Source organism: Kitasatospora sp. NPDC001159 (assembly GCF_053598235.1).
The window spans coordinates 1-24,766 of record NZ_JBSFJV010000062.1; the positions used below are offsets into that span (position 1 = coordinate 1).

Annotated in this window: 25 protein-coding genes and 1 pseudogene; 18 read left to right on the forward strand and 8 right to left on the reverse strand. The window is 68.7% G+C overall.

The genetic code is table 11. The features are described from left to right. Together ACWC9T_RS27160 and ACWC9T_RS27165 are read left to right on the forward strand one after the other, a co-directional pair. Window positions 1-169, forward strand: a 169-nt coding sequence (locus ACWC9T_RS27160) for a DUF7144 family membrane protein (protein ID WP_449823722.1), incomplete at its 5' end; no start/stop codon positions are given. Window positions 170-178: 9 nt separating this feature from the next. Continuing rightward, window positions 179-376: a hypothetical protein gene (locus ACWC9T_RS27165; protein WP_449823676.1), complete on the forward strand. Its 198-nt coding sequence runs from the start codon at window positions 179-181 to the stop codon at window positions 374-376. On the opposite strand, the pseudogene ACWC9T_RS27170 reads toward ACWC9T_RS27165, so the two are convergent. Next, window positions 328-471, reverse strand: a pseudogene (locus ACWC9T_RS27170) (mycothiol transferase); the annotation flags it as partial. The gene ACWC9T_RS27165 and the pseudogene ACWC9T_RS27170 overlap by 49 nt on opposite strands. Before the next feature lie 46 nt (window positions 472-517). After that, the gene (locus tag ACWC9T_RS27175; RefSeq protein WP_449823677.1) at window positions 518-988 is read right to left on the reverse strand and encodes a hypothetical protein; all 471 of its coding nucleotides are present in this window, start codon (window positions 986-988) and stop codon (window positions 518-520) included. Window positions 989-1,301: 313 nt separating this feature from the next. Between ACWC9T_RS27175 and ACWC9T_RS27180 the strand changes: the two genes are divergently transcribed. The 3 genes from ACWC9T_RS27180 (at window position 1,302) to ACWC9T_RS27190 (ending at window position 4,166) form a co-directional block, all read left to right on the forward strand. Further along, on the forward strand, window positions 1,302-1,886 hold the full coding sequence (locus tag ACWC9T_RS27180) for a TetR/AcrR family transcriptional regulator (RefSeq protein WP_449823678.1): 585 nt from the start codon (window positions 1,302-1,304) through the stop codon (window positions 1,884-1,886). 77 nt (window positions 1,887-1,963) lie between these two features. Next, window positions 1,964-3,184 carry an MFS transporter gene (locus tag ACWC9T_RS27185; RefSeq protein WP_449823679.1) on the forward strand — a complete coding sequence of 407 codons (1,221 nt, stop codon included), beginning with the start codon at window positions 1,964-1,966 and terminating at the stop codon, window positions 3,182-3,184. 49 nt (window positions 3,185-3,233) lie between these two features. Continuing rightward, window positions 3,234-4,166 carry an MBL fold metallo-hydrolase gene (locus ACWC9T_RS27190; protein WP_449823680.1) on the forward strand — a complete coding sequence of 311 codons (933 nt, stop codon included), beginning with the start codon at window positions 3,234-3,236 and terminating at the stop codon, window positions 4,164-4,166. 578 nt (window positions 4,167-4,744) lie between these two features. Here ACWC9T_RS27190 and deoC read toward each other — a convergent pair. Further along, window positions 4,745-5,395 (reverse strand): deoxyribose-phosphate aldolase, encoded by a 651-nt coding sequence (gene deoC / locus ACWC9T_RS27195; RefSeq protein WP_449823681.1) that lies wholly within the window; start codon window positions 5,393-5,395, stop codon window positions 4,745-4,747. A gap of 379 nt (window positions 5,396-5,774) precedes the next feature. Between deoC and ACWC9T_RS27200 the strand changes: the two genes are divergently transcribed. The 10 genes from ACWC9T_RS27200 (at window position 5,775) to ACWC9T_RS27245 (ending at window position 16,758) form a co-directional block, all read left to right on the forward strand. Continuing rightward, entirely contained in the window at window positions 5,775-6,497 is a 723-nt protein-coding gene (locus ACWC9T_RS27200) for a GntR family transcriptional regulator (RefSeq protein WP_449823682.1), read from the forward strand. 180 nt (window positions 6,498-6,677) lie between these two features. Further along, complete coding sequence (locus ACWC9T_RS27205; RefSeq protein WP_449823683.1) at window positions 6,678-7,820, forward strand: zinc-dependent alcohol dehydrogenase; 1,143 nt, start codon at window positions 6,678-6,680, stop codon at window positions 7,818-7,820. After that, window positions 7,817-8,995, forward strand: a complete 1,179-nt coding sequence (locus ACWC9T_RS27210) for an MFS transporter (RefSeq protein ID WP_449823684.1) — start codon at window positions 7,817-7,819, stop codon at window positions 8,993-8,995. The genes ACWC9T_RS27205 and ACWC9T_RS27210 overlap by 4 nt, the downstream gene beginning before the upstream one ends. Window positions 8,996-9,085: 90 nt before the next feature. Then, window positions 9,086-10,333 (forward strand): MGH1-like glycoside hydrolase domain-containing protein, encoded by a 1,248-nt coding sequence (locus tag ACWC9T_RS27215; protein ID WP_449823685.1) that lies wholly within the window; start codon window positions 9,086-9,088, stop codon window positions 10,331-10,333. Then, window positions 10,330-11,283: a Gfo/Idh/MocA family protein gene (locus ACWC9T_RS27220; protein ID WP_449823686.1), complete on the forward strand. Its 954-nt coding sequence runs from the start codon at window positions 10,330-10,332 to the stop codon at window positions 11,281-11,283. The genes ACWC9T_RS27215 and ACWC9T_RS27220 overlap by 4 nt, the downstream gene beginning before the upstream one ends. Window positions 11,284-11,358: 75 nt before the next feature. Continuing rightward, window positions 11,359-12,450, forward strand: a complete 1,092-nt coding sequence (locus ACWC9T_RS27225; protein WP_449823723.1) for a sugar phosphate nucleotidyltransferase — start codon at window positions 11,359-11,361, stop codon at window positions 12,448-12,450. A gap of 184 nt (window positions 12,451-12,634) precedes the next feature. Then, entirely contained in the window at window positions 12,635-14,029 is a 1,395-nt protein-coding gene (locus tag ACWC9T_RS27230; protein ID WP_449823687.1) for an alpha,alpha-trehalose-phosphate synthase (UDP-forming), read from the forward strand. 311 nt (window positions 14,030-14,340) lie between these two features. Continuing rightward, on the forward strand, window positions 14,341-15,015 hold the full coding sequence (locus ACWC9T_RS27235; RefSeq protein WP_449823688.1) for a DedA family protein: 675 nt from the start codon (window positions 14,341-14,343) through the stop codon (window positions 15,013-15,015). A gap of 135 nt (window positions 15,016-15,150) precedes the next feature. Continuing rightward, window positions 15,151-15,831 carry an O-methyltransferase gene (locus ACWC9T_RS27240; protein WP_449823689.1) on the forward strand — a complete coding sequence of 227 codons (681 nt, stop codon included), beginning with the start codon at window positions 15,151-15,153 and terminating at the stop codon, window positions 15,829-15,831. Between the two features lie 27 nt (window positions 15,832-15,858). Next, window positions 15,859-16,758 carry a Gfo/Idh/MocA family protein gene (locus ACWC9T_RS27245; RefSeq protein WP_449823690.1) on the forward strand — a complete coding sequence of 300 codons (900 nt, stop codon included), beginning with the start codon at window positions 15,859-15,861 and terminating at the stop codon, window positions 16,756-16,758. A gap of 108 nt (window positions 16,759-16,866) precedes the next feature. Here ACWC9T_RS27245 and ACWC9T_RS27250 read toward each other — a convergent pair whose 3' ends face one another. Then, a complete protein-coding gene (locus ACWC9T_RS27250; protein WP_449823691.1) occupies window positions 16,867-17,976 on the reverse strand; it encodes a hypothetical protein in 1,110 nt (369 codons plus the stop codon). Window positions 17,977-18,153: 177 nt separating this feature from the next. Between ACWC9T_RS27250 and ACWC9T_RS27255 the strand changes: the two genes are divergently transcribed. After that, window positions 18,154-20,157 (forward strand): transglycosylase domain-containing protein, encoded by a 2,004-nt coding sequence (locus tag ACWC9T_RS27255; protein WP_449823692.1) that lies wholly within the window; start codon window positions 18,154-18,156, stop codon window positions 20,155-20,157. A gap of 141 nt (window positions 20,158-20,298) precedes the next feature. Here ACWC9T_RS27255 and sigJ read toward each other — a convergent pair whose 3' ends face one another. Beyond that, window positions 20,299-21,195: an RNA polymerase sigma factor SigJ gene (gene sigJ / locus ACWC9T_RS27260; RefSeq protein ID WP_449823693.1), complete on the reverse strand. Its 897-nt coding sequence runs from the start codon at window positions 21,193-21,195 to the stop codon at window positions 20,299-20,301. 103 nt (window positions 21,196-21,298) lie between these two features. Here sigJ and ACWC9T_RS27265 point away from each other — a divergent pair, with 103 nt between their 5' ends. After that, window positions 21,299-21,664 (forward strand): hypothetical protein, encoded by a 366-nt coding sequence (locus tag ACWC9T_RS27265; protein ID WP_449823694.1) that lies wholly within the window; start codon window positions 21,299-21,301, stop codon window positions 21,662-21,664. 102 nt (window positions 21,665-21,766) lie between these two features. Here ACWC9T_RS27265 and ACWC9T_RS27270 read toward each other — a convergent pair whose 3' ends face one another. The 3 genes from ACWC9T_RS27270 to ACWC9T_RS27280 form a co-directional block, all read right to left on the reverse strand. Next, complete coding sequence (locus ACWC9T_RS27270; protein WP_449823695.1) at window positions 21,767-23,005, reverse strand: hypothetical protein; 1,239 nt, start codon at window positions 23,003-23,005, stop codon at window positions 21,767-21,769. Between the two features lie 115 nt (window positions 23,006-23,120). After that, window positions 23,121-23,489 carry a hypothetical protein gene (locus ACWC9T_RS27275; protein ID WP_449823696.1) on the reverse strand — a complete coding sequence of 123 codons (369 nt, stop codon included), beginning with the start codon at window positions 23,487-23,489 and terminating at the stop codon, window positions 23,121-23,123. Beyond that, window positions 23,486-23,833 (reverse strand): recombinase family protein, encoded by a 348-nt coding sequence (locus tag ACWC9T_RS27280; RefSeq protein WP_449823697.1) that lies wholly within the window; start codon window positions 23,831-23,833, stop codon window positions 23,486-23,488. The genes ACWC9T_RS27275 and ACWC9T_RS27280 overlap by 4 nt, the downstream gene beginning before the upstream one ends. A gap of 106 nt (window positions 23,834-23,939) precedes the next feature. Between ACWC9T_RS27280 and ACWC9T_RS27285 the strand changes: the two genes are divergently transcribed. Further along, the gene (locus ACWC9T_RS27285) at window positions 23,940-24,764 is read left to right on the forward strand and encodes a helix-turn-helix domain-containing protein (protein WP_449823698.1); all 825 of its coding nucleotides are present in this window, start codon (window positions 23,940-23,942) and stop codon (window positions 24,762-24,764) included. Window positions 24,765-24,766: the final 2 nt, after the last annotated feature.

The window sequence follows — 24,766 nt, forward strand, 5'->3', positions numbered from 1 at the left end:
GGCGCGCTGGGTCGGCGTGGCCGTGCTGTCGCTCAACGCCTTCTCACACATGTGGGTGGTGGCCAGCTACCCGCTCTGGTCGGTGCTGATCATCGCGCTGGACATCCTGGCGATCTACGCGCTCTGCGTGCACTGGGGCAACCATGGGCACGAGGGGGTGACGCGGTAGCCGACCCCGATGGCGACGACCACGGCGGTGAACGGGTCGGTGCGGGTCGAGGCGGTGCTCGACGAGCCGCTGTCGCGTTGGCTGCGGCTGGTCAAGTGGCTGCTCCTCGTCCCGCACCACCTCGCGCTGGCCGCACTCCGGCTCGTCTTCCTGCCCTGTTACTGGTCGGCGGTTCCGTCGATGTGCTCGCGGAGGAGGTCGGCGTGACCGTTGTGCCGCGCGTACTCCTCCACGTGGGTGAGGATGTAACGGAGGGAAAAGACGTCGTCTCGGTACCGCCCGGTGACGTCGAGGGACTCGGCGGCATTGATTGCAGTGTTCGGTCCGGTCGGCGGCGGGCGGGCCGGATCAGTCCTTGCTGTGCTCAGGGCTACCGGGCACGGCGCCGTGGCGCCGGGCCGCATCGACGAGCAGGTGGGCGGTGGCGGGCGGAAGGTCGAGGTGATGGCTGATCCAGGCCGCGTCGTGACCGTGGGTGGCCATGATCCATGCGGTGTACAGGCGGTTCAGGTTCGGCGCATTGGGGCCCAGCAGCAACGGGCGGAGCTCCTCCATCGGGAATCCTGCCACGGTGTCCGCGCTGAACCAGTCCGTCTTCGCGATCTCCGGCAGCCTTCGGCGAGCCCGGTGGCGGTGGTGCAGCACTGCCAGCGCGAGTATGAACGCCGCCGTCCCGGCTCCCAGCAGTACGCCGCCGATCATCGACCGCTCGTGCACCGGGGTGGTCGTGAGGACGACCAGTTCCAGCAGCATGAGCAGGAGGATGCCGAGCAGCACCTTGCCCTCTCCGGTCTGCGGGTGAAGTCTCAGCCTCGCCATCGGGACCTCCTTGTCCATCATGGCCCGGCCGTCGGGTCGTTGCCGTGGGCCCATCGGCCCTGCCTGCCGATCGGGCGGTGTTCAGCGTGGCGGGCAGCCGCGGGTCGTACAGGTAGCCGATCTGGCGGACGGTGGCGGTCGTCTCCCGGTGCGTTGGCCCGAGCTTGCGGCGCCACCGTGCGATGCGGGTGGAGATGGTGGAGGTGTCGTCGGTGTCGGGCCGGCCCACGGTGTGCTGGTGGAAGCGGTTGAGGAGACGGTTGGACTGAGCCGACAGCCACCAGACGCAACTTCTTCGCATTAAGCTGTGCGCATGAGTGCCCGAGCGACCACACGCCCCGGCGGGCGCAGCGCCCGCGTCCAGCAGTCCGTGCACCAGGCCGTCCGAGATCTCGAGGAGGAACTGGGGCGGGACGCGCTCACCGTGCCCCTGATCGCCGCCCGCGCGGGAGTCACGCCGTCCACCGTCTACCGGCGCTGGGGGGACCTGCGGGAACTGCTGTCAGACGTGGCCGTCGAGCGGTTGCGCCCCGACACCCCGCCGGTCGACCACGGCAGCCTGCGGGCGGACCTGGAGGCGTGGACGGTGCAGTTCGCCGAGGAGATGTCCTCGACGGCGGGCCGCACGTACATCCGCGACGCCCTTCTGGGCGACCCCGAGCAGGGCAACGCGGCCCGATGCTCCGACTACGCCGCCGAGCAGTTGAAGGTCATCGGCGTGCGCGCGGCCGGGCGGGGGGAGGCCGTGCCCGACGTGGAGACCCTGCTGGACGTCGTCGTCGCCCCCCTGATGTATCGGATCCTGTTCCGCCCCTCGGACCTGTCCGCGGCCTACGCCAGCCACCTGGTGGCGGCGGTGCTCGGCCGTGCCGCGCCCCTCCCGCCTCCTAAAAGCTAAATATTTGCGTTTCGGGCTGGCGCGGGCCTAGAGTGCTTAATGCAAAGCACTCGCCTTAAGGTTCCGGAGGTGCTTCCATGACCAGCGTCACAGCCCTGCCGTCCCATCCCCGCCGCCCGCCCGTGCTGAGCCACCGCGGTGCCTTCCGGCTCCACGCCTCGGTCCTGGTCGGCCTGCTGGCCGCCTCCAGCGCACCGACCCCGCTCTACGCGCTCTACCAGGCCGCATGGCACTTCTCGGCCATGACGCTCACCGTGGTGTTCAGTGCCTACGCGCTCGCCCTGCTGGTGGCACTGCTGACCGCGGGCACGCTCTCGGACCACCTGGGCCGGCGCCCGGTCCTCGCCGGGGCGCTGCTGGCGGAAAGCATCGCGATGGCTGTCTTCGCCACCGCCCAGGGGGTGCCAGCGCTGATCGCCGCCCGGATTCTGCAGGGCCTGGCCACCGGCGTGGCCACCAGCGCCGCCGGAGCCGCCCTGCTCGACTTCGAGGACCCCAACCGCCCGGGCCGGGCAACGGCCGCCAACGGCATCACCCCTGTGGCCGGCATGGCGGTCGGCGTGCTGGCCGCCACCGCCCTCGTGCAGTACGCCCCCGCCCCCACCCGCACCGTCTACCTGCTGCTGCTCCTGCTCTTCACCGCGCAGGCCGCCGCGGTCCTGCACACCCCCGAGACCGTCCGCCCCAACCCCGGCGCCTGGCGCTCACTGCGCCCCGCGATCACCGTCGCCCCCGCCTCCCGGCCGGCCATGGCACTCGCCGCGCCCGGCGTCGTCGCTGCCTGGGCACTGGGCGGCTTCTACTCCTCCCTCGGCCCCTCGCTTGCCCGGCTCGTCGCCCCGCACGCCGCCCGCGCAACCGGAGGCCTGGTCTTCTTCACCCTGACGGCCGCGGCCGGCCTCGCCGGCCACACCGCCCGGGCGCTGCCCGCCCGCACCGTGAGCCTCGCCGGCAGCGCGCTTCTGACCCCGGGGGCCCTGCTGACCCTGAGCGGCCTGCACCTGCACAGCCTGCCCGCGCTGTTCGCGGGCACCGCCTTGGCGGGCGCGGGCTTCGGCGCCGTCGCCCAGGGCGCCCTGCGCCTGTTGCTGCCCCCGGCCGCCCCGGGCGAACGCGCCGGCACGCTCGCCGCCTACTACGTCCTCAGCTACCTGGCCATGAGCATCCCCGCCGTCCTCGCCGGCCTGCTGACCAACCTGTACGGCTTGCAGACCGCCGTCTCGCTCTACGCGGTGACGGTCATCCTGCTGACCCTGATCGGCCTCACCCGCGCCGTGTGGCAGCCGCGCAACGCCTGACCGAGCCCTGCCTGCCCGGAGCGCCCCGCCCGCCCGAAAGGACCCACCGATGAGCACCGCCACGCCCCGTCAGGCCACCCCCTTCGCAAGCACGGGATGGAGCCTCGGCGACATCGCCGTACGGCGGGTCGACGAGATCGAACTGCCACGGCAGACCGGACCCTGGCTGCTGCCGGACGCCACCAAGGAGGTGCTGGACGAGGCGTCCTGGCTGCGCCCCGACTTCGCCGACGCCGACGTCCCCCGTCTGGCAAGTCACAGTTTCGCGGTGGAGGTCGGCGGGCTGCGGATCGTCGTCGACACCGGCATCGGCAACGCCAAGCCACGCGCCAACCCGGCCTGGAACGGTCTCGACACCGACTTCCTGGAGCGCCTGGCGGCGGCCGGCTTCCCGCCCGAGTCCGTGGACCTGGTGATCACCACGCACCTGCACACCGACCACGTCGGCTGGAACACGCGCCTCGTCGGCGAGGACTGGGTCCCCACCTTCCCCAACGCCCGCTACCTCACCAGCCGCACCGAATGGGACCACTGGGCCGCCACCGACCTGGACGAGGCCCGCCGCCAGATGTTCCGCGACTCCGTCACCCCCGTCCGCGACGCCGGACAGTACGACCTCGTGGACGTGCCCGAGCAGGGGCACGAGGTGGCGCCGGGCGTCTTCCTGGCCCCTGCCCCGGGCCACACCCCGGGGCAGGTCGCCGTGGAACTGCGTGGCAGTGACCGCCGGGCGCTGATCACCGGCGACAGCATCCACCACCCCGTACAGCTGTCCCACCCCCACGTGAACAGCTGCGTCGACATCGACGCCGCCCAGGCGGTCCGCACCCGCGGCCGGCTGCTCGACGCCCTGGCGGACACCGACGCGTTGCTCCTGGGCACCCACTTCCCGCAGCCGACGGGCGGCACGGTCCGGAAGGAGGACGGGCGGTACCGGCTGGTCGCTGAGCCGGGGAGGGGGATCTCGGCCGCCGGGGTCTGATCGCCGGATCCCATCGCCCCCGCTGTTCCGGTTTCCGGCTGAGAGGCCACCATGTCCGTCTCGATCCGCGTTTCAGCATCCTGTCCGAGGACTTCGCCGCCGATCCCTACCGGTACTTCGCCCGGCTGAGAGACTGTCGATCCCGGTTCGGGCTGGCGGAGAGGCTACCGGTGTGCGGCATGCGTCAACGCGTCGGGCGCTCATCCGATGCCCGGAGCGACTGGGTGCTCAGCTTGGAACGCCGGCCTGCGTTCGGCATCCTGCGCGATGTGGTCGAAGTCCAGCTGGGGTAGCGCGGCTCGGCCCAGTCGCGGTCGCTCATCGGCAGCAAACGAAGTGACGCTCCGATTGACGGTGCTTCGACCGGCCCGGACAGCCGGAGATCACTTTGAAGACGTACAGGCCGCGGACTCGCCGAGGCCCGCCTCGGCGCCGGGCTGCCGTTGCCGCCGCTTCCTGTTCGTCCCGGTCGGCACCGGCATCGCCGCCGCCATCATGCTCGCCGGCCCGGGAATCCGTGGCCGCCGGCGCCGATTGTCACGTGTCGGCCCCGAGGGACACGAAGTCGGGGTGGTCGGTCAGGCGAGGCGAGCCGCGAGATCGTCAAGCATGGCGGCGGTGGTGGTGGCACCGAACCGCGAGGCCCCGGCGTCGACCATGGCAAGCAGGACATCGAGGGTGCGCACGCCTCCGGCAGCCTTGACCTTGACCTGTTCGGAGACCGAGGAGCGCATCAGCCGCACGTCTTCCAGCGTGGCACCGCTGGAGGCGAAGCCGGTGGACGTCTTCACGTAGTCCGCGCCGGCGTCCTCTGCGAGATGACAGGCGCGGACCTTCGCCTCGTCTGTGAGGTAGGCGTTCTCAAAGATCACCTTCACCAAGGCCCCGCCGGTCCGGGCGACTTCGACGACGGCGCGGATGTCGTGAGCCACTGCCTGGTCGTCACCGCTCAGCAACCGGCCGATGTTGAGGACCATGTCCAGCTCGCGCGCGCCGTCCTCGAGCGCGGTACGCGCCTCCGCGACCTTGGTCGCGGACACCGACCCGCCGTGGGGAAAGCCGACCACGGTACCGACCTGGACGGCGGTGCCGGTCAGAGCCTTGGCGGCCAGTTCCACGTCGGCCGGCCTCACGCACACCGAGGCGACGTCGTACTGGGCGGCCAGCGCGCAGCCGTCGTACACGTCGCGCGTGGTCAATTCGGGGCGCAGGAGGGAGTGGTCGATCATCTTGGCGACTCGGGCGACGGTGAGGCTGGCGGTGTTCACGGGCCTGTCCCTAGGGTGGCGGTTGGTGATCGGGGCTGTGCATGGGTCATCAGGACACCTCAGGACATCGGCGACCGGCCTGAAGGCTGCGGCGGCGGTTGACCTGACGGTAGGAGCGGCATCAGCGCGCCTCTGGCACCATAAGGCTAGGCGGGCTAGCTGTCTAGACAGTTCGACCGACTGTCGACCGACCTGTCGACTGACCTGCGATTTCCCTTGATGCCGCCCCCGTAGGCGGGCCTCATGGAGTGATGCAGGTCACGCCCAGGGCGTGCGTCGCGCGTTTTGGGGGCGGTTGACTAGACAGCTATACGGATGCTTCTATTCAGGAGGGAAACCTATGGGTGCGGACTTTGCCCCGCGGTACTATCAAATTGAGCAGGAATTGAGGGGGCGAATCGCGCAGAGGCGGGCCCACGACCCGCTGCCTTCGGAAAGCGACCTGTGTGCCGAATTTGGAGTCAGTCGTATGACTGCACGCGCGGCCCTGCAGAGCCTGGTCGCCGAAGGATTGATCTACAGAGTGTCCGGCAGAGGTACATTCGTTGCCGAGCCACCCGCCCGACGGCGTGCGGAAAACTTGGTTCGCTTCAGTGAGGAAATGCGTCGACGTGGACGCCGACCCTCGTCGAAGCTCATTTCATCAGAAGCCAGGAAAGCGCAGCCGGATGAAATCCATCGTCTACAGCTGGCCGAGCCCGCTTACGTCATCGCCGTCACCCGCGTCCGCCTTGCGGACGAAATTCCGGTGGCTCTGGAAAGAGCGGTCTTCCCAGGGGAGCTTTCGGGCCTCCTGGAGGTGGACGCGGCCACTCACTCGATGCATGAGGCGCTGATCGGCCTGGGGAGGTACCCCCAGCGTGGATATTCGTCGATCGGGGCGGACGTCGCCGGCGATCTCGAATCCCACTTGTTGGGCGTTCCTGCCGGGACCGCGCTACTCATCGAGAAGCGCCTCGTTCTGGACCAGGAGGACCGTCCCGTCGAACTCACCGAGTCCCGCTATGTCGGCAGTCGATATGTGCTGGACGTCGCCTTCCAGGTGGACACTTCGGGCGAGTAGCCTCCCGCAGCCTCCCGAGTAAAGAACCGAAAAGAACGCAAGAATCTTCTCGCCAATCATTTTGGTGGGCTTACAGGCATGCCAAAATCTGGAAGATTCATCAGTGAAACGATCGCGCATCGACACCTTTTCGCCGGTACGCCCGGCCCGGACGTACCGGCGTTAACTTCTAGGAGTGACATGTACGCATATCTGATGCCTGCCCCTGGGTTTATTGAGCGTGCCACGGTCCCTGATCCAGTGTGTCAGCCGGACGAGATCCTGATGAGCACCGAGGCTGTATCCATCTGCTCGACCGATGTGTCCTACTTCCGAGGGCACCTCTTTCCCGAATCCTGGCCGATCATACCTGGACATGAGTATGTAGGCCGTGTTCTGGAGGTCGGACGCAAGCTGCAGGGATCCGTGGAGGTGGGCGATCGCGTCTGCTACTGGGGACAGACCGATTTCGGTGGAATGGCCGAATACCGGGCGCTGCGGCCGATTTTCCCCGGCCGGCGGGGCATGGAAACATCCTGGTACACCGAGCGCAATTTCTATGACGCGGACCAGGCGGCGGCCGTCATCCTTCCCGAATCCGTGCCCTCCGACCTGGCCACGATCGTCGAGCCCCTCACCTCGGTGCTGCGCTCCCTGCTCCTGAACCCTCCGAAGCCCGGTGACACCTGCGTCGTCCTCGGCTGCGGCCCCAGCGCGCTCCTCGCCGTCCAGGTCCTCAACCGATACCTGGGGGCGGGATCGGTCATGGTGCTCGACCAGAACCAGGCGCGGCTCGACCTGGCCCAGACCTACGGTGCCGGGCTGGCCTTCAACACGGACACGCAGCTCACCGCGCTCGACGAATTCGTCCGTGAACACCACGACCAGTACGCCGACTACGTCTTCGACGCCCTCCCGCACATCGGTGCCGCGAAGCCGGGAGAGAAGGACATCCGCGAGCTGGCCATGGGGCTCCTGCGGCCGGGCGGCGAGTACGTTCTGTACGGGGCCACCGCGGTGCCTCAGCAGATCAACACCTGGATGATTCTGGCCAAGGGGCTGAAGCTGCGAGCCACCCCCTTCGACGTACGCCTCTTCCCCATGACCAGGTCGGCCAATGTCTCCAGCGTCGCCCTGCGCCTCATCGAGACCGGCCTGGTGGACGCCCGTCCCCTGGTGACCACCCGCGTGTCGATCAATGACGAATCCGGTGTGCTGCGAGCCTTCACCGAGTACGGGCAGGGAGCGTCCATGAAGACCTCCATGCTCGCTCCTGAGGTGCTGTTGGCCGCTCATTCCGTGTCCGCCGAGGTCCGCGGAGAAGAAGTCGGTATCGGGATATGACGGTTCAGGCAGCCTTATTCGTCCGGGACCGGACAACTCGCCTGGCCTACGGTGGACTTGCTGTCTACGCCTACGTTCTCTACTCCCTGGGCCCGCTGCTGCCCTTGCTCCGGCATGACCTCGAACTCTCCTATGCGATGATGAGCGCGCATTCGACGGTGTTCGCCGCCGGGGGGATCCTCGCCAACGCGCTCATAGAACGGCTGATCGGCAGGTTCGGGTACCGCAGCGTCTTCTGGGCATCCCTGTCCGTACTGGTGCTGGGCGCGATGTTGCTTGCGGCGGCCCCAAGTGTGGAGGTCACACTGACCGCCGCGGCGGTGATGGGTGTGGGGGGCGGGCTGGTACAGACCACTGTGCTTACCGTTCTGGCGCAGCATCACGGCCCCCTCCGCGAGTGCGCCATCGTCGAGGCCAACGCGGGCGCGAGCGCGGCCGCACTGGCGGCGCCGCTGGTGATCGGAGCGTTCCGGGCGGCCGGTGCCGGCTGGGGCCCGAGCATGCTGCTGCCGTTGGTGATCGCGATGAGCCTGTACATGACGTTCCGTCAGGAGCCGTTGGGGTCCTACCAGGCGGCGGCCAGGGGCGCGGCGTCGCCAGGGCGGCTCCCGGCCTCCTACTGGCTGCTCGCGGCACTGTGCGGAGTCTCGGTCGGAGCCGAGTTCTGCCTGGTCTTCTACGGGTCCCCACAGCTGACCAGCAGTATCGGCTTCACTGAGGGACAGGCCACCACGGCGATGAGCCTCTTCTACGGCGGCACACTGCTCGGCCGGCTCGCCGGCAGTCGGTTGTCCGCCAGCCGCGCCACCACCACCCAGCTGGTGTTCGCCGCACTGGGGGTCACGACGGTGGGTTTCCTGGCGCTTTGGGCGAGCAGCACCACTTCGATCGCTCTCGTGGCACTGCTGGTGGCCGGGCTCGGCATCGCCAACCTGTTCCCGCTGACGCTGTCGCTCGCGGTAGTGGCCGCGCAGGGCAGAACGGGCCAGGCCACCGCTCGAGTGCAACTCATCGTCGCGATGTCGATCATGGCGGCTCCGCTGATGCTCGGAGCGCTGTCCGACCGGTTCGGGGTGAGCCGCTCCTTCGCGGTCGAGGCCGTACTGCTGGCGGCGGCGGTCGTCCTGCTCTTCCTCGGACGTGCCGCAACATCGCGGAATTCCCGCACAAGCTGAATTCATGTAATGTCATGTCATTTCATATCCAGCGGGGGATCGGTGAAAAATAACCAACACGTCGCTCAGGCAGCCAGGGCTGCTCAGGAGATGCTGAAGAGAAATCATCGGTCGGGGTACTCCGCAGGAGTCGGCCTGCCATACGACTACACCTGCCCGTCGCCTGACACCTATCCGTTCCAGTGGGCATGGGACAGCAGCTATCACGCCATCTCGCTGCTTCAGGTGGACACCCAAAGAGCACGCGACGAGATCAGCTCCCTCGTCTCGGCGGTGACACCTACGGGTTTCATCCCCCACATGGTGCTCTGGCAGGACGACCTCCGTGCACGGGCCACGGCAGAGTTCCGTATCGACCTGTGGGAGGAGTGGCGATCGGTCACCATCGCCCCTCCCGTACTGGCCCGAGCAATAGAGCGGGTCTTCGAGGCGACCGCGGACGACAACTGGCTCGCCGAGGTTCTGCCCCCGGCCCTCGCCTTCTTCTCCTGGCTGGCGGAGAACCGAACGAGCCCGGAAACCGGTCTGCTCGAGATCTACCAGCCGGATGAGTCGGGGATCGACATAAGCCCCAAATACGACCGTGCTCTGGGCATCCATGCGTCGGCACCCGACCGGATAGCCGGCGACTGGCACCAGGCTATGCGTGAACTGATCGGCTCCTACTCGGGAGACCGGACACCGGAAAGCCGTCTCAGGGAACATCGAGCATTCGTATGGAATGACGTCCTGGTCAACACAATCTACGCGGACGGGCTCTTTTCGCTTTCACGGCTCGCGATTGCGGCAGGGCTGTCCGTCGAAACGTCGAGCGCTCTCTCGGCACGCGCGCAAGGAATTTCTGAGTCACTGCTGCGCCACTGCTGGGACGACGAGGCAGGCGCTTTCTTCGACGTGGATCAGGTGTCTGGTTCCCGCGTGGAGGTGCTCACGGCCACTTCCCTCTTCCCCATCATCCTGGATTCGATTCCCAACTATCACGCCAAGCGCGTCATCGAGGAACACCTGCTCAATGAGCGGGAATTCTGGCACCGGTTTCCGATCTCCAGCGTGGCCGCGACCGAGCCCTCCTTCGATCACGACTTCAGCACCCAAGCCATATTCAGGGGTTCCAGCTGGCTCAACCTGAACTGGTACTTGTACTGGGGGCTGCGCGCACGGGGTTACGCGGATGCGGCGACGACTCTGGCGGAACGGACCGTAGAGCTCGTGGCGCGAGCCGGAATGCGTGAGTGCTACGGGCCGTACGACGCGGCCGGGCACGGCGCACAATCCTTCGGCTGGAGCTCTCTGGTCCTCGACCTCATCCACGCCGAGAATCTCCAGGAGTCGACGTGATTAATTGGGGATTTCTGGGAGCGGGCTCGATCGCCGCATCGAGCCTGGCGCCGGCGGTTCACGCCACCGCGGACGCCGCTCTCCATTCCGTGGCATCCCGGGACCTGAAGCGCGCCGCATCTCTGAGGCCGGGGAAGACGTACTCCACTTACCGGGACCTCCTTGGCGACCCCGATGTGGACGTCATATATATCGCACTGCACAACAGTGCCCACCGCGACTGGGTCGAGGAGTCGCTTCGGGCTGGAAAGCACGTGGTCTGCGAGAAGCCGATAGGTCTGTCCGCCGCGCAGATCGATTCCATGGCAGCCGCGGCCGATGCTGCGGGCAAAATTCTGGTGGAGGCCGCATGGAATCGCTGGCACCCGCGGACCCGGGAAATGGAGTCATTGCTCGAGCTGGGTGCCATCGGTGAGGTCACGCATGTCGCCGCGTTCTTTGACGGAATCGCTCCCGCCGCAGGAAACTATCGCCTCGACCCCGCACTGGGCGGTGGGGCGCTGTATGACGTCGGATATTACGCCATTTCCGCCACGCTCGCCGCGTTCGGATGGCGGCAGCCGGTGGTGCGCGAGGCCAGGCAGGAGCGTTGGGCCCCGGAATCCGCTGATCGACTGACCTCTTTTGTCCTGGATTTCCCGGGCGGCGGTTCGGCAGATGTCTTCAGCGGACTCACCGGCAACTGGACGGAAACCTTCGAGATCAGCGGGAAAGCAGGGGGGATCCAGCTCGTCTCCCCCGCCTTCACCGCGGGCGCCCGGTCCTCGGTGCTTGAAGTCACGCGATCTTCCGGAGCCGATTTCTCAGGCTCCTATGACGCAATTGATCCGTATCGGTTGATGGTTGAGGACGTGACCCGTGCGATTCAGGGTCAGGAGAGCCGGCTGGTCCGGTTGGCCCAGTCGCGGGCGATAGCCCAGGTCATAGACGACGTGCGCGCCGCAGTATGAGTTCACCCATCGTTTGATTCGCCCCTGTTGGTCGGCTTCAATCAGAAGGATGGAGAAAGTATGAAGGCCGTGGTTATGGCCGGTGGCCGGGGGACTCGGTTACTTCCGCTGACGGCGAGTCTCCCGAAACCATTAATACCAATTGCCGGGCAGCCCATCCTGTATCACGTGCTGCGCCTGCTCGAACGGCACGGAATTAAAGAAGCGATCGTCACAACGCAGTACCGTGCCGGGCAGATCCAGGAGTATCTGGACGGGCTCGATGGTTTCGATCTATCGATATCATGCGTGACGGAAGAAGCCCCACTGGGAACTGCCGGGGGCTTCAAAGTACTGGTGGAACACCTGCGCGGCGGCAGTTTCCTCGTGATCTCGGGGGATGCTCTGACGGATTGCGATCTGTCAGAGCTCATCGAGAGCCACCGGAGGAATTCTGCGCTGGTGACCGTAGGTCTTGCGGAAGTGGCAGACCCGCTGGGGTTCGGAGTGGTCACCACCGACCGGAACGGTCGGATCAACCGATTCATCGAAAAGCCGGCAGCCGGTACCGAGCCATCGAACCAGGTCAATACCGGGATCTACGTGATGGAGCCCGGGATCCTCGACCGGATTCCCGCCGGTCAGGCAGTGGACTGGGCGCGGAACGTGTTTCCCGGTCTGGTCGAGAAGGACGCGCCGATCTACGGCTGCCCCACCGACGCGTACTGGGAGGACGTCGGCACCCACGATCGATACCACGGCGCCCAGGCGGACGCGCTGGCCGGGAAGGTGCGAGTCGAACTGGACTGCCCTGAGGTGGCTCCAGGCGTCTGGTTCGAGGACGGGGTGCTGGTGCCGCCGGACGCCACCCTGGTGGGGCCCCTGTACGTAGGGGCCGGAGTGGTGATCGGAGCGGGCGCAACGCTGGCGAACGGATCAGTCGTCGGCGCCGGCACAGTCGTCGGCGCCGGCTCCGTCCTGGACGGCGCGATATGTCATGAGGCGGCCCGGATCGGGCCGGGAAGTGTGCTCGTCGACTGCATCGTGGGCGCCGAAGCGCACATCGGCGCATCGGCCCGTATCGGCCGCAGGGCCGTGATCGGCGCCCGCAGCGTCGTCGCCGACGGGGCTGTGATCCCGCAGGGCGCTCGGATTGAACCCGCGGTCGCACGGCTCCTGCCGACCTGACCGCAGAGCCGGTGTGTCGAGGTGGATCGACCGTACGGGCCATGAAGCTCCTGGCAGACAGGGGCTCGAGCGAGATCACCCTGTCTGCCAGGAACTTCGATCGCCTGCCCACTCGTCATCGATCGATCTGCCCGATCACACCCTGACCTTGATCCATTTCTGAAACACGCTTAGGTTCGGTGACATGGTCCACACACGAGCGGCCAAGGTGCTCGTCGCGTCGAATCGCGGCCCCATCTCCTATGTCCTGAAGGAGGACGGAACGCTGGAGTCGAAGCGGGGCGGAGGCGGCCTGGTCTCCGGGCTGTCCTCGGTCGGTACGGATGCGGACGCGCTGTGGGTGTGTTCGGCACTCGGTGACGGCGACCGGGCGGCAGTGCACCGAGGCGTGGGCGAGCCGGGAGTACGGATGCTGGACATCGACGAGGGTGTCTTCGCCGACGCGTACAGCGGGGTTGCCAACTCGGTGCTGTGGTTCCTCCACCACCTGCTGTACCAGACACCCCTCGAACCGGTCTTCGATGCGGAGTTCCGGCAGCAGTGGGCGTCGTACGAGGACTACAACCGGGCTTTCGCAGAGGCACTGGCGGCCGAGGCCGCGCACGGGGCCGCGGTGCTGGTGCAGGACTACCACCTGGCGCTGGCGCCGGCGATGCTGCGGGAGCTGCGGCCAGACCTGCGGATCGGTCACTTCTCGCACACGCCGTGGGCGCCCGTCGACTACTTCCGGATGCTGCCGGACGACATCGCCAGGCAGTTGTTGCGGGGGATGCTGGGGGCGGACCGGCTCGGCTTCCTCACCCGCCGGTGGGCGGACGCCTTCACTGCTTGCTGCGCGGAACTCCTGGAAGACGGGGTGGGAAGCACCCGCGTCGCGGTGCACGGATTGGGCGCCGACGCCGACTTCCTGCTGCGGCGCTCACACGAGCCCGACGTCGAGGAGCACATCGCCGCGTTGCGCGGGCAGCTGGGCGATGGCGACCGGAAGATCATCATCCGGGTCGACCGCACCGAGCTGACGAAGAACATCGTGCGCGGGCTGCTGGCGTACCGGCAGCTGCTCGATGCCCGCCCCGAGTGGCGGGAGCGGGTGGTGCACGTGGCGTTCGCCTACCCGTCCAGGCAGGACGTGGCCGTCTACCGGGACTACACGGCGGAGGTGGCCCGGCTCTCGGAGGAGATCAACTCGACGTACGGGACGGACAGCTGGACCCCGGTCGTACTGCACGTCAAGGATGACTTCGCCCGCTCGCTCGCCGCGTACCGGATCGCCGACGTGGCCCTCGTCAACCCCGTCCGGGACGGCATGAACCTGGTCGCGAAGGAGGTTCCGGTCGTCTCCGACGCCGGGTGCGCCCTGGTGCTCTCACGCGAGGCAGGGGCTTACGAGGAACTGCGCGAGAACGTGGTGGCTGTGAACCCGTACGACGTCTGTGGCACGGCGGACGCGCTGCACGAGGCGCTGTCGATGCCGGCGGACGAGCGGGCGGAGCGTACGAAGCAGCTGGCTGTGGCGGCGACTGCGCTGCCGCCACAGCAGTGGTTCCTCCAGCAGCTACAGGCGTTGCGCGAGGGCTGACAGGAAGGAGGCGACGGCGGACGGCCCCGGGAGTAACAGCCGCTCGGGCGCGGGATCAGGAAGCGGCCGTCAATGGTCGCGCCGCGTTTTGCCGAATCTTGAAGAAATGCTGGTCAGCCTGGAACCATGGCCTCGGGGTGTACGTCGTAACGACGGGTGATCGGCCGGGGGACGTGCCGCCCGGCACGTTAGGCTGCGCCCCGGGGAGACTTGGGGGAGCGGCCTGGTGCCGCCATCGGACAACCGCCGGGACGGCATGCGGCTCCTGCGAGGGCCGGGACCGGTTCCGACCTGCCACGGAGGTACTGGCCTTGCACATCGACGCCTGGATCGAGAGCGTTCCGCCGACCGCGGTGTACGCCCTGATCGGCCTGATCATCGGGATCGAATCGCTGGGCATCCCGCTGCCCGGTGAGATCGCGCTGGTCACGGCGTCCCTGATGGCGGTCAAGGGCGTGGTGAGCCCGTGGGGGATCGCGGCCTGCGCGATCGCGGGGGCGGTCATCGGCGACTCGATCGGCTACTCGATCGGCCGCAAGGGGGGCAAGCCCCTCTTCGAGAAGCTGGGACGGAAGTTCCCCAAGCACTTCGGGCCCTCGCACCTGGCGACCGCCGAGCGCTCCTTCCACAGGTGGGGCATGTGGGCGGTCTTCTTCGGCCGCTTCATCGCCCTGCTGCGCATCTTCGCCGGTCCGCTGGCGGGCGCGCTGAAGATGCCGTACTGGAAGTTCCTGATCGCCAACGTGCTGGGCGGCGTGATCTGGGCCGGCGGCACGACGCTGCTGGTCTTCAAGGTGGGCAAGGCCATCGAGCCGTGGCTCTCCCGGTTCTCGTGGGCGGGCCTGGCGGCGGCGGTCCTGGTCGGTGCCACCTCGGCCTGGGTGATGAAGCGCCGGGCCGCCACTACCCACGCCAAGATCGAGGCGGAGGAGGCGGCCAAGGCCGCCGAGGCGGCGCAGACCGTCAAGGCTCCCGTCGCGGAGTAGCGGCGTAACCGTGCAGCGCCGTCACGGAACGTAGCGAGTGGTCGTCCGGAACGTCGTGAGTAGTCGTCCCGGCGTTGTCGGGCCCCGGAGTAGCATCGGCGGGAACCTGCCGATCTTGCACCACTGGAGGGCCCGATGACGCAGCCGACGCAGCAGTCCACGTGGGACGCCGTGGACGCGTACTTCTCCGAGCAACTGGTCGGGCACGACCCGGCACTGGAGGCCGCGACCGCCGCCGCCGACGCGGCCGGGCTGCCGAAGATCGCGGTGGCTCCCAACCAGGGCAAGCTGCTGCACCTGCTGGCGCTGACCCAGGGCGCGCGCCGGATCCTGGAGGTCGGCACGCTCGGCGGCTACAGCACGATCTGGCTGGCCCGGGCGCTGCCCGCGGACGGCACCCTGATCTCCCTGGAGCTCGACCCCGGGCACGCCGAGGTGGCGCGCGGCAACCTGGCCCGCGCCGGGCTGGAGAAGGTCGCCGAGGTGCGGCTCGGCCGGGCCGCCGACTCGCTGGCGGCGCTGGTGGAGCAGGGCGGGGAGCCCTTCGACCTGGTCTTCATCGACGCGGACAAGCCGAGCAACCCCGAGTACTTCCGCCGGGCGCTCCAGCTGACCCGGCCAGGCTCGCTGATCGTCGTCGACAACGTGGTGCGCGGTGGCGCGGTCGCCGACGCCGCCAGCACCGACCCGGCGGTCGTCGCCACCCGCGCCCTGCACGAGCTGATCGCGGCCGAGCCGAGGGTCACCGCGACCTCGGTGCAGACGGTCGGCAGCAAGGGCTACGACGGCTTCACGCTGGCCCGCGTACAGGGCTGAACCAGAAACAGAACGAGCGGAGGCATCGTGCGGATCGGACTGCTGGGCACCGGCACCTGGGCGGAGCGGGTGCACGCGCCCGTGCTGGCGGAGCACCCCGGGCTGGAGTTCACCGGCGTCTGGGGCCGCCGACCGGAGGCGGCCGAGGCACTGGGCGCGGCGCACGGCGTGTCCGGGTACGCCGACCTCGACCGGCTGCTCGCCGAGGTGGACGCGGTCTCCATCGCGCTGCCCCCGTCCGTCCAGGCCGGCCTGGCGGTGCGGGCCGCAGAGGCCGGCTGCCACCTGCTGCTGGACAAGCCGGTCGCGTTCGCCGTGCCGGACGCCCGCGCGGTGGCCGAGGCAGTGCGCGAGCACAAGGTCGCCTCGGTGGTGTTCTTCACGGTGCGCTTCGGCGGCGAGCAGATCCCGTGGATCGAGCGGCAGACCGAGTTGGGCGGCTGGTTCACCGGCCGCTCGGACTGGCTCGGCTCGGTGTTCGTCCCGGGCAGCACCAGCCCATACGCGGCCTCGCCGTGGCGCCGGGAGAAGGGCTCGCTGTGGGACGTCGGCCCGCACGCGCTCTCCGTCCTGCTGCCGGTGCTGGGCGACGCGACGGAGGTGACGGCGGTCGCCGGTCCGCTGGACACCGTCCACCTGGTGCTGCGGCACGCCGGCGGCGCCTCCAGCACCCTCGCGCTCAGCCTGACCGCCCCGACGGCGGGCGGCGGCGTCGCCATGGAGCTGCGCGGCGAGCACGGCGTGGCGCACCTGCCCGAGCGCGGCGAGGGCCCGACCGCCGCCCTGCACCGCGCCCTGGACGCCCTGCAGTCCTCCGCCGCCTCCGGTGAGCCGCACCCCTGCGGGGCGGACTTCGGCCTGCGGGTGGTGGAGGTCCTGGCCGCCGCCGAGCGCTCCCTCGCCAACGGCGGCCCGGTGGCGGTCTGAGGCCGCTCCCGTGTGTTCGCGATCTTCTCCACTTCGACCAGCACGGTTCGGTCACGCGGCATCCGCCTCGTCGCTGGAACCCCGCCGGCAGGCGTCGGCGAGGCCCGGTCAGGCCGGCGGCAGGGTGGGCCGGGGGGCGTCCGGGCGGCGGTCGGTGGGGCGGGCCGGGGGGATGACCGGGGCGTGGAAGTCGCGTGGGCCGGTCCACAGGGCGGGGACGGCGTCGCTGCGGCGGGCCAGTTCGTAGGCCAGGGCCTCGTAGTTGACCCGCCAGCCGTGGAAGTGCCGCCAGGCGTCCTCGACCGGGCGTTCGCGCGGGAAGCCGGAGGCGGTGATCATGGCGACCGCGCCCAGGTACTCGGCGTAGGTGAGGCGGATCGGGGTGGCCGGGTCCGGGTCGGCGTCGAAGTTGACGCGCAGTGAGCGGGCGATGTCACGCATCGCGGTGAAGCCGGCCCGGAGCACCAGCCGGGCCTCGGCCGGGGCCGTGCGTGGGCAGAGGGCGAGGTGGAGGGCGGCGGCGTCCATCACCGCGATCAGACCGACCACCCAGCTGCGGTTGGGCTGCGGGGAGCGGAAGGAGAGCAGCACCGGGTAGTTGGAGTGGCTCTCGCCGATGTCGGCGGCCAGCCGCTCCCAGTCCCGGTAGAGCTGGGGGAGCGCCGTCTCGGTGTCCACCAGGGACTGGCGGGCCAGCAGCTCCGGGCCCCAGGCGGGCTCGCCGGCCCGGGACTGCAGCAGCGTCACCTCGGTCTCGCGCCGCTGGTAGGCGGCGTAGAGGGTGGGCAGGTAGGCGATCTGCAGGGCGATCACCAGCGGGCCGCTGGCCGCGGCCATGAAGTCGATCGCGGACAGCTGCAGTCGCTCGCCGCTGGCGAATCCGAGGGTGAAGAGGCTGGACCCGGCCTCCCGGATGGCCGTCGACCAGTCGAAGTCGGACGTGCCGTGCAGCAGCAGCGTGTAGGCGAGAAGCATCCCGCTGAGCCACACCGTGAGCATGCCGAGCAGCACCAGTGGTGCCAGCCAGGTCAGCGCGCGGTCCTGCGCCCGGTAGCCGCCGAACGGCGTGGCCCAGAGCCGCAGCGCGGTGCGCAGCACCGCCCAGAGCCGGTACACCAGGGCCGAGTAGAGCCCGCGCGGGACGACCAGGGTGCGCAGGATGCTGCCGACGACCATCAGCAGGACGAGTACGCCGAGCAGCGTGTGGATCAACCTCATGGCGCCATTCTGGCGGTCGCGGGGAGCGATCGTGGGGCCGGGCGCCGTCGACGGCGGTGCGGCGTACGGCCGTGGTACGCGATATGACCATGATCACACCGGTTTCGGGCCGTCGTCGGACGGCTCGAAACGCGTCTATCTGAATGGAGGGGTCTGTCCCACGAGATCGGAGACCGGATGCGTGCACACCAGGGTGGGGAAGCCGCGGAGGAGAAGCGCGGACGCCGGCGACGGCGTCCGCTGCGGCGGATCGACTATCCGCGCAGAGGACGGCGCGGGGTCCGCCGCTGGATTCCGTCCTGGCGGCAGCTGCTCCTGGTGTCCGGGGTCGGGACGGTGGTGCTGGCTGGCCTCGCGGCCTGGTTCTACACGACCACCGAGGTACCGGAGGACCTGAACGCCTTCGCCACCCAGCAGAACAACGTCTACTTCTGGGCGGACGGCACCGAGATGGCCCGGATCGGCGAGACCAACCGCCAGGAGGTGCCGCTCGACCGGGTGCCGGAGCCGGTGCAGTGGGCGGTGCTGTCCGCCGAGAACGAGACCTTCTACTCGGACCCGGGGATCTCGCTCACGGGCATCGGCCGGGCGGTCTACGAGATGGCCTCCGGCGGCGACACCCAGGGTGGCTCGACCATCACCCAGCAGTACGTCAAGAACATCTACCTGAACCAGCGCCAGGACATCTCCCGCAAACTCAGCGAGGTCGTGATCGCGATCAAGCTGGACCGCAGGATGAGCAAACAGGACATCCTGGCGGGCTATCTGAACACCAGTTGGTTCGGGCGCGGCAGTTACGGCATCGAACGGGCCGCGGCGGCGTACTACGGCAAGGACGTCTCGCAGCTGAACCCGAGCGAAGGGGCCTTCCTGGCGGCCCTGTTGAAGGGGGCCGGGCAGTACGATCCGGCGATCAGCGCGGACAACCGCGAGCGGGCCGAGGAGCGGTGGTCCTGGATCCTGGACCGGATGGTGAAGGCCGGCAAACTGTCCGCCGCCGAGCGCGCCGGGTACACGGTGTTCCCCGAACCCCGGCCGCAGCCCAAGGGCGCGGGGCTGGGTGGCCAGGTCGGTTACCTGGTGGACATGGCCAGGAGCTACGTGGAGGGCCACACCGACATCACCCCGGCCCAGTTCGACCTCGGTGGCTACCAGATCCACACCACCTTCGAGAAGCCGAAGGTCGACGCCCTGGCCGCAGCGGTGCAGGACACCACCAAGGGGATCGACCCGGACAACCGGGCGGCCGACAAGCTGCTGAAGGTCGGCGCCGCCTCGGTGGCCCTGGACGGACGGATCGTCGCCCTCTACGGCGGGCCCGACTACCGGAAGCAGGGCTTCAACAACGCCAACACCTCGACGGTGCCGATCGGTTCGGCCTTCACCCCGCTGGTGTACGCGGCCGGACTCAGCCAGGGCGTGCAGCGCGAACGGGGCGGCAACCGTACCCCGGTGACGCCCAGCACCAGCTACGACGGCGACAACGGGGTGAACGTGATGACCCCCGAGGGACCGTACTGGGGCCGGGACGGGAAGATCGTGAAGACCGCCAACGACGGCAAGCGGAACTGGGGTCCGATGAGCCTGCGGAGCGCGGTGGAGCAGTCCGTCAACGGGCCGATGATGCAGCTCGCCATGGACGTCGGCCTGGACAAGGTGCAGCAGACCGCCGCCGACCTGGGGGTGCTGCCGAGCAGCATGGGCGAGCTGGTACCGGCCTTCGGCGTCGGGAACTCCACGCCGAGCGCGATCAGGGCCGCCGACGCCTACGCCGCCTTCGCGGCCCGGGGCAGCCACACCGACCCCTACTCGGTGCTGCGGATCACCCGCAACGGCGCGCCGCTCCCGCTGCGGCTGCCGACCGCCGTCCAGGCGCTGAGCGCGGCGGCCGCGGGGGACGTCGACGCGGCGCTCAAGGGCGCGGTCCGCGGCGGCAGCGCCAAGTCGGTGGCCGAGGCCGGCCCCGACCTGGCGGCGAAGCCCGGTACCACCGTGGACCGTACGGCGGGGTGGTCCGTCGGCTACAACGGGCGGCTGGCCACGGCGGTCACGGTCTTCCGGGCGGACCTGAAGGACATGAAGCTGCTCTCGCTGGAGGGCATCGGCGGGGCCACCCCGGACACCCCGGACTCCGAGCTGCCGACCCGGATCTGGACCTCGTTCATGAAGGCGGCCGGCTAGCCAGGACGGTTCCCCCGGCACCACCACGCTGACCTGGGAGTTCCAGGACCGCAGCGCCTGCCTTCCCAGCCGGCGCCGCGTCCGAACGGCCGGTGCGCGACCGTCACCAAGAGCATCCAGGTCACCGTCCGCTGATCCGGTCTAGCCTTCCCGCGTCCACGGCCGCAGCTTCTCCGGGTTGCGGACCGCCCAGATCCGCGTGACGCGGCCGTCGGCGACCTCGAACGAGGCCACCGTCATGACGACGCCGCCTCGCTGGGCCACCAGGCCCGGCGTGCCGTTGACCGAGCGCTCCAGGAGTTCGAGCCCCGGGGCCCTGTCGGCGATGGCGATCATGTACTGCGCGATGCGCGCGCCGCCCTCGACCGCGCGCAGGACGGTGCCGACCAGGCCACCGCCGTCGGCGGTCATCACGGCGGCCGGGTCGAGGAGGGCGACGAGGGCGGGGATGTCCCTGGTCTCCCAGGCCTCTTTGACGCGCCGCACCGTGTCGGCCCGCCCGGCCTGCCCGGCTGCCGTCGCCGGGGTGGGTGCGAGGCCCACCCGCCGTCGAGCGGATGCGGCCAGCTGCTTGCAGGCCGCGGGGGTGCGGCCGAGGACGTCGGCGATCTCGGCGAAGGGGTAGCGGAAGACGTCGTGCAGGACGAAGGCCACCCGCTCGGCGGGCGTCATCGTCTCCAGGACGACGAGGAAGGCCATGGTCACCGACTCGTCCAGGACTATGTGGTCGGCGAGGTCGCCGACCCGCTCGGCATGGTCGGGCAGGGGCTCGGGCAGCCAGGCGCCGACGTAGCGTTCACGCCGGGCCCGCGCCGAACCGAGCAGGTCCAGGCAGATGCGTCCGGTCACCGTCGTCAGCCATGCGCCGGGGGACAGGATCTCCTCCTGCCGGGCCTGCGGCAGCGCGTACCAGCGCGCGTAGGCCTCCTGGACGGCGTCCTCGGACTCGGCCAGCGAACCGAGCAACCGGTAGGCGATGTTGAGCAGTTGACGCCGCTCGCCGGCTATCCCGTTGCCGCCCGTATCAGCTGGTGCCATGCCCCCGGCCGCCCCTCGCCTTACCTTTCGCAGGCCCGCGTCGTCGGGCTGGTGAGACCTTATCGATCCACTGCCCCCACCGGGCGGAAAAGAGGACCGCGACATGGCCACCCAGGCGACGACGGCGCAGCACAGCTTTCCGTTCCTGCGGATCGCGATCACCCTGCAGACCCTGACCATCTTCCTGCAAGCGGTCTCCGCCGGGCTGCTGCTCACCTCGTCCTACGGGGAGACGCTGCACAGCGTCGGAGCCCGCGTGATGTACGGGGCGTCGATGCTGTACGTGCTGGCGGCGGTACTGGCGTGGAAGCCGGGCGGCGGCTCGCTCCGGCCGGTCTGGCAGGCGTCCGGCTTCCTGGTCCTCGCCTCGGTGCAGGTCGTGCTCGGCATCGCGCACGTACCGGCGGTCCATCTCCCGTTGGGGGTCCTGATGTTCGGGCTGAGCATGCTGGCGCTGGCGCGACGCTGAACAGCGATTGCGGCTGGCAATGTGATCAATGATCATCAACTTTGCTGAGCCGAAACCGTAGTCTCCCGGGCGGCTGCGGCGCCCGCAGCCGCCCGGGACCGCTCACTTGACCAGGCGTGACCAGTCGCCCGGCTGCCCCGGGTCCAGCGCGCGCAGCTTGTCGAGGACCTTCGGGTCCTGGGCGTCCAGCCAGTCGGCGACCTGGCGGAACGAGACGCAGCGGACGCCCTCCCGCTTGCAGACGCTCTTCATCACGTCCTCGATGGCCTGCATGTAGATGCCGCCGTTCCAGTCCTCGAAGTGGTTCCCGATGAAGAGCGGGGCCCGGCTGCCGTTGTAGACCCGTTCGAAGCCGGCGAGATAGCTCTCCCGGGCCTCCTTCTCCCAGTCGGCGTACTTCCTCGGGTCACCCTTGGTGCTGCTCCCGGACTGGCCGGCGAGGAAGTTGAAGTCCATCGAGAGGCCCTGGGAGGACTTGGCGGGGAAGGGCAGCATCTGCAGCGGGAAGTTCCAGATGCCCTCCTTCTTGACAGGCCAGACCTGGAACTCGCCCGGTGAGCTGGCGTCGTACCGGAAGCCCGCCGCCTTCTCCGCCGGGAGCAGGGCCTTCTGGCCCTCCAGGCAGGGGGCGCGTCCGCCGACCAACTCCTTGGTGTAGTCGAAGGGGAGGGGAGGGAGGTCCTTGTAGCCGGTGTTGGTCTTCCAGTTGGTGACGAAGGAGATGGACTGGTCGAGCTCGCTCTTCCACTCGGCGGTGTTCCAGTCTCCGCCGCCCTTGGGACCGCAGAAATGCCCGTTGAAGTGGGTGCCGATCTCGTTGCCGTCCTGCCAGGCCAGGCGCAGCTGCTCCAGGGTGTCCTTGATGTGGTCGTTGGTGGCGAAGTCGATGAGGGAGTCGCCGGCGTCGTGCTGCGGCGGGTGGTAGAGCGTGCGCTTGGACTTGGGCAGGGTGTAGATGCCGCTGAGGAAGAAGGTCATCTGGGCGTTGTTCTCCCCGCCGAGCTTGCGGAAGCGGGAGAACAGGTGGTCGTCGCCCTCCAGTGCGCCGTCCCAGGAGAAGACGACGAACTGCGGCGGCTTCTCGCCCGGCTTGAGCTTCTCGGGCGTGGGCTGCTTGGGCTGGGGGCCGGTGTACGAGGTGGAGCCGTCACCGAGCACCTTCACCTGGCCGTCCCAGGTCGGCGTCGCGGTCGGGGTGGGGGAGGGAGCGTTGTCCTCGGTCGGGCTGGGGTCGGGGCTCGCGGGAGTGGTGCCGGCGGCGGTGGGTCTGCCTTGAGAGTCGGGCCCTCCCGTGGCCAGGGTGAGGGCCGCGAGGACCCCCACCGCCAGCAGACCGGTCATGCCGCGAGCATTCCGCACAGTACCTCCGCAAATAGCCCTACAGTTCGATCGGTGGATCACTTAGATCGATGACTGACGGGGCACATAAGGTTGCATCGGCCGACTGTGAACTCTTCTACGTAGCACGATGCCTGAGATGCCGTTCGAAGGCCTCCGCGCCGGCGCGGGTGTAGAAGCGCCGGATCCGGTGGGTGGAACCGGGCATGCGCAGGTAGTCGTGCCGGTCGAGGTCCCAGAGCCCCCAGCACTCCAGCTGGAGGAAGTGCGGGCTCTTGGAGTCGATGAGACGGATCTCGAACGTGCTGCGCGGCTCGTTCCTGCGGATCCACGCCTGGGCGTGGGCGTAGGAGTAGAAGCGCAGCGGCTCGTCGGCCGGCGGCAGGGCCTTGACGAGGAGGTCGGTGCTGCGGTCGCGGATGACCCAGACCTGGTACGAGGCACCGTGAGGGGCCTCGGCGGGGATGGCGGTGTAGCGGCTGGTCATCGGCGGGTCGCCACCTGGATGAAGCCGGAGGCCTTCTCGACGCGCTCGGCGAAATCGTTGAACTCGCCGTCGATGGGGGAGATGGTCGCCTTGCTGGGGATGAGGATCGCGCCGGCGCGGTTTTCCAGGAGGCGCTGGAGGGCGGCCTGGAGCATGGGCCGGTGCTCGGGCCCCTTCGCGTCGACCTCGTCGTCCACGACGATCAGTGAGATGTCCCAGCGGAAGGCGTGGGCGTAGGCCTCGCACTGGCGCAACTCGCGCTCGGGGAAGCGGGAGTTGGTCTTGGCGAGGTAGATGACCACCTGGGGGCGGTGCAAGGTCTGCGGGGGCGTGGGGCAGCTCACCGCTCGCTCCTCTCTGTAGCGATACGACTACCGATGGTGCCTACTGTCGGCTAAGCTTGGCAATCGTTCAACTTGCCTGTGTTTCAAGTGGAATTGGGCGTGTGCTGTGAACCGCAGAGAGCTTGATCCAACGTCGTCTCCGCGTGAGTCCTTCGGCGCGCTACTTCGCAGCTCGCGGGAGGCGTTGGGCTGGACCCAGCAGGACCTGGCCGCAGCCATGGGGTACTCGGACAGCTATATCTCGGCGGTGGAAACAGGCCGCAAATCCACCAGCCGAGACTTCGTCAGAGCGGCCGACAAGGCGCTCGGGACGGGGCAGACGCTTGAGCTGATGTGGGTCGGGATGAGACGGAAGGGGTTTCTGGAGGGCTTCCCGGAGCACGCTGGGCAGGAGGCCCGTGCGTCTGAGATCAGGATTTTCGAACCAAACCTCATCCCTGGGCTCTTCCAGACCAAGGCCTACGCTTCAGCGATCGAAGCGGCAGCAGTGCAGCGTGGAAGCAGTACGTCAGACCAGGCTGAGGAGCGAGTGAGGTTCCTCGTCGCGCGACAGCGGCTTCTGAAGCGTGCCGAGCCACCGGTCATTCACGCGGTGATAGATGAGAGTGGTATCCGTCGCCCGGTGGGCGGCGCCGAGACCATGCGCGCGCAGCTTGATCACCTGGCCGATATGGCGTCCAAGCCCTACGTCATCTTTCAGGTGGCGCCGTTCGGCTTGGCTGAGCACACCCCATTCCGTTCCTTCGTCACCTTGTTGACGTTCGCTGACCGGTCTGTGGTCGGCTACACGGAGGCTGCGGATCAGGGCTATGTCGTGCGGGAGGACGGGACTGTCAGGGCATGGGAAAGGGCCTACGATCGGTTGCAGGTGGAAGCGCTGACTCGAGCTGCTTCCCTCGATCTGATTCGCAAGGCCCGAAAGGAACTTTGACC

Coding starts and splice junctions, on each gene's coding strand:
- ACWC9T_RS27190 (WP_449823680.1), top strand. CDS start 3,234: ATGAGCACCGCCACGCCCCGTCAGGCCACCCCCTTCGCAAGCACGGGA.
- ACWC9T_RS27200 (WP_449823682.1), top strand. CDS start 5,775: ATGGGTGCGGACTTTGCCCCGCGGTACTATCAAATTGAGCAGGAATTG.
- ACWC9T_RS27210 (WP_449823684.1), top strand. CDS start 7,817: ATGACGGTTCAGGCAGCCTTATTCGTCCGGGACCGGACAACTCGCCTG.
- ACWC9T_RS27270 (WP_449823695.1), bottom strand. CDS start 23,005: ATGACCGGTCTGCTGGCGGTGGGGGTCCTCGCGGCCCTCACCCTGGCC.
- ACWC9T_RS27175 (WP_449823677.1), bottom strand. CDS start 988: ATGGCGAGGCTGAGACTTCACCCGCAGACCGGAGAGGGCAAGGTGCTG.
- ACWC9T_RS27240 (WP_449823689.1), top strand. CDS start 15,151: ATGACGCAGCCGACGCAGCAGTCCACGTGGGACGCCGTGGACGCGTAC.
- ACWC9T_RS27230 (WP_449823687.1), top strand. CDS start 12,635: ATGGTCCACACACGAGCGGCCAAGGTGCTCGTCGCGTCGAATCGCGGC.
- ACWC9T_RS27205 (WP_449823683.1), top strand. CDS start 6,678: ATGTACGCATATCTGATGCCTGCCCCTGGGTTTATTGAGCGTGCCACG.
- ACWC9T_RS27180 (WP_449823678.1), top strand. CDS start 1,302: ATGAGTGCCCGAGCGACCACACGCCCCGGCGGGCGCAGCGCCCGCGTC.
- ACWC9T_RS27225 (WP_449823723.1), top strand. CDS start 11,359: ATGGCCGGTGGCCGGGGGACTCGGTTACTTCCGCTGACGGCGAGTCTC.
- ACWC9T_RS27250 (WP_449823691.1), bottom strand. CDS start 17,976: ATGAGGTTGATCCACACGCTGCTCGGCGTACTCGTCCTGCTGATGGTC.
- ACWC9T_RS27165 (WP_449823676.1), top strand. CDS start 179: ATGGCGACGACCACGGCGGTGAACGGGTCGGTGCGGGTCGAGGCGGTG.
- ACWC9T_RS27265 (WP_449823694.1), top strand. CDS start 21,299: ATGGCCACCCAGGCGACGACGGCGCAGCACAGCTTTCCGTTCCTGCGG.
- deoC (WP_449823681.1), bottom strand. CDS start 5,395: ATGATCGACCACTCCCTCCTGCGCCCCGAATTGACCACGCGCGACGTG.
- ACWC9T_RS27255 (WP_449823692.1), top strand. CDS start 18,154: ATGCGTGCACACCAGGGTGGGGAAGCCGCGGAGGAGAAGCGCGGACGC.
- ACWC9T_RS27215 (WP_449823685.1), top strand. CDS start 9,086: ATGCTGAAGAGAAATCATCGGTCGGGGTACTCCGCAGGAGTCGGCCTG.
- sigJ (WP_449823693.1), bottom strand. CDS start 21,195: ATGGCACCAGCTGATACGGGCGGCAACGGGATAGCCGGCGAGCGGCGT.
- ACWC9T_RS27275 (WP_449823696.1), bottom strand. CDS start 23,489: ATGACCAGCCGCTACACCGCCATCCCCGCCGAGGCCCCTCACGGTGCC.
- ACWC9T_RS27185 (WP_449823679.1), top strand. CDS start 1,964: ATGACCAGCGTCACAGCCCTGCCGTCCCATCCCCGCCGCCCGCCCGTG.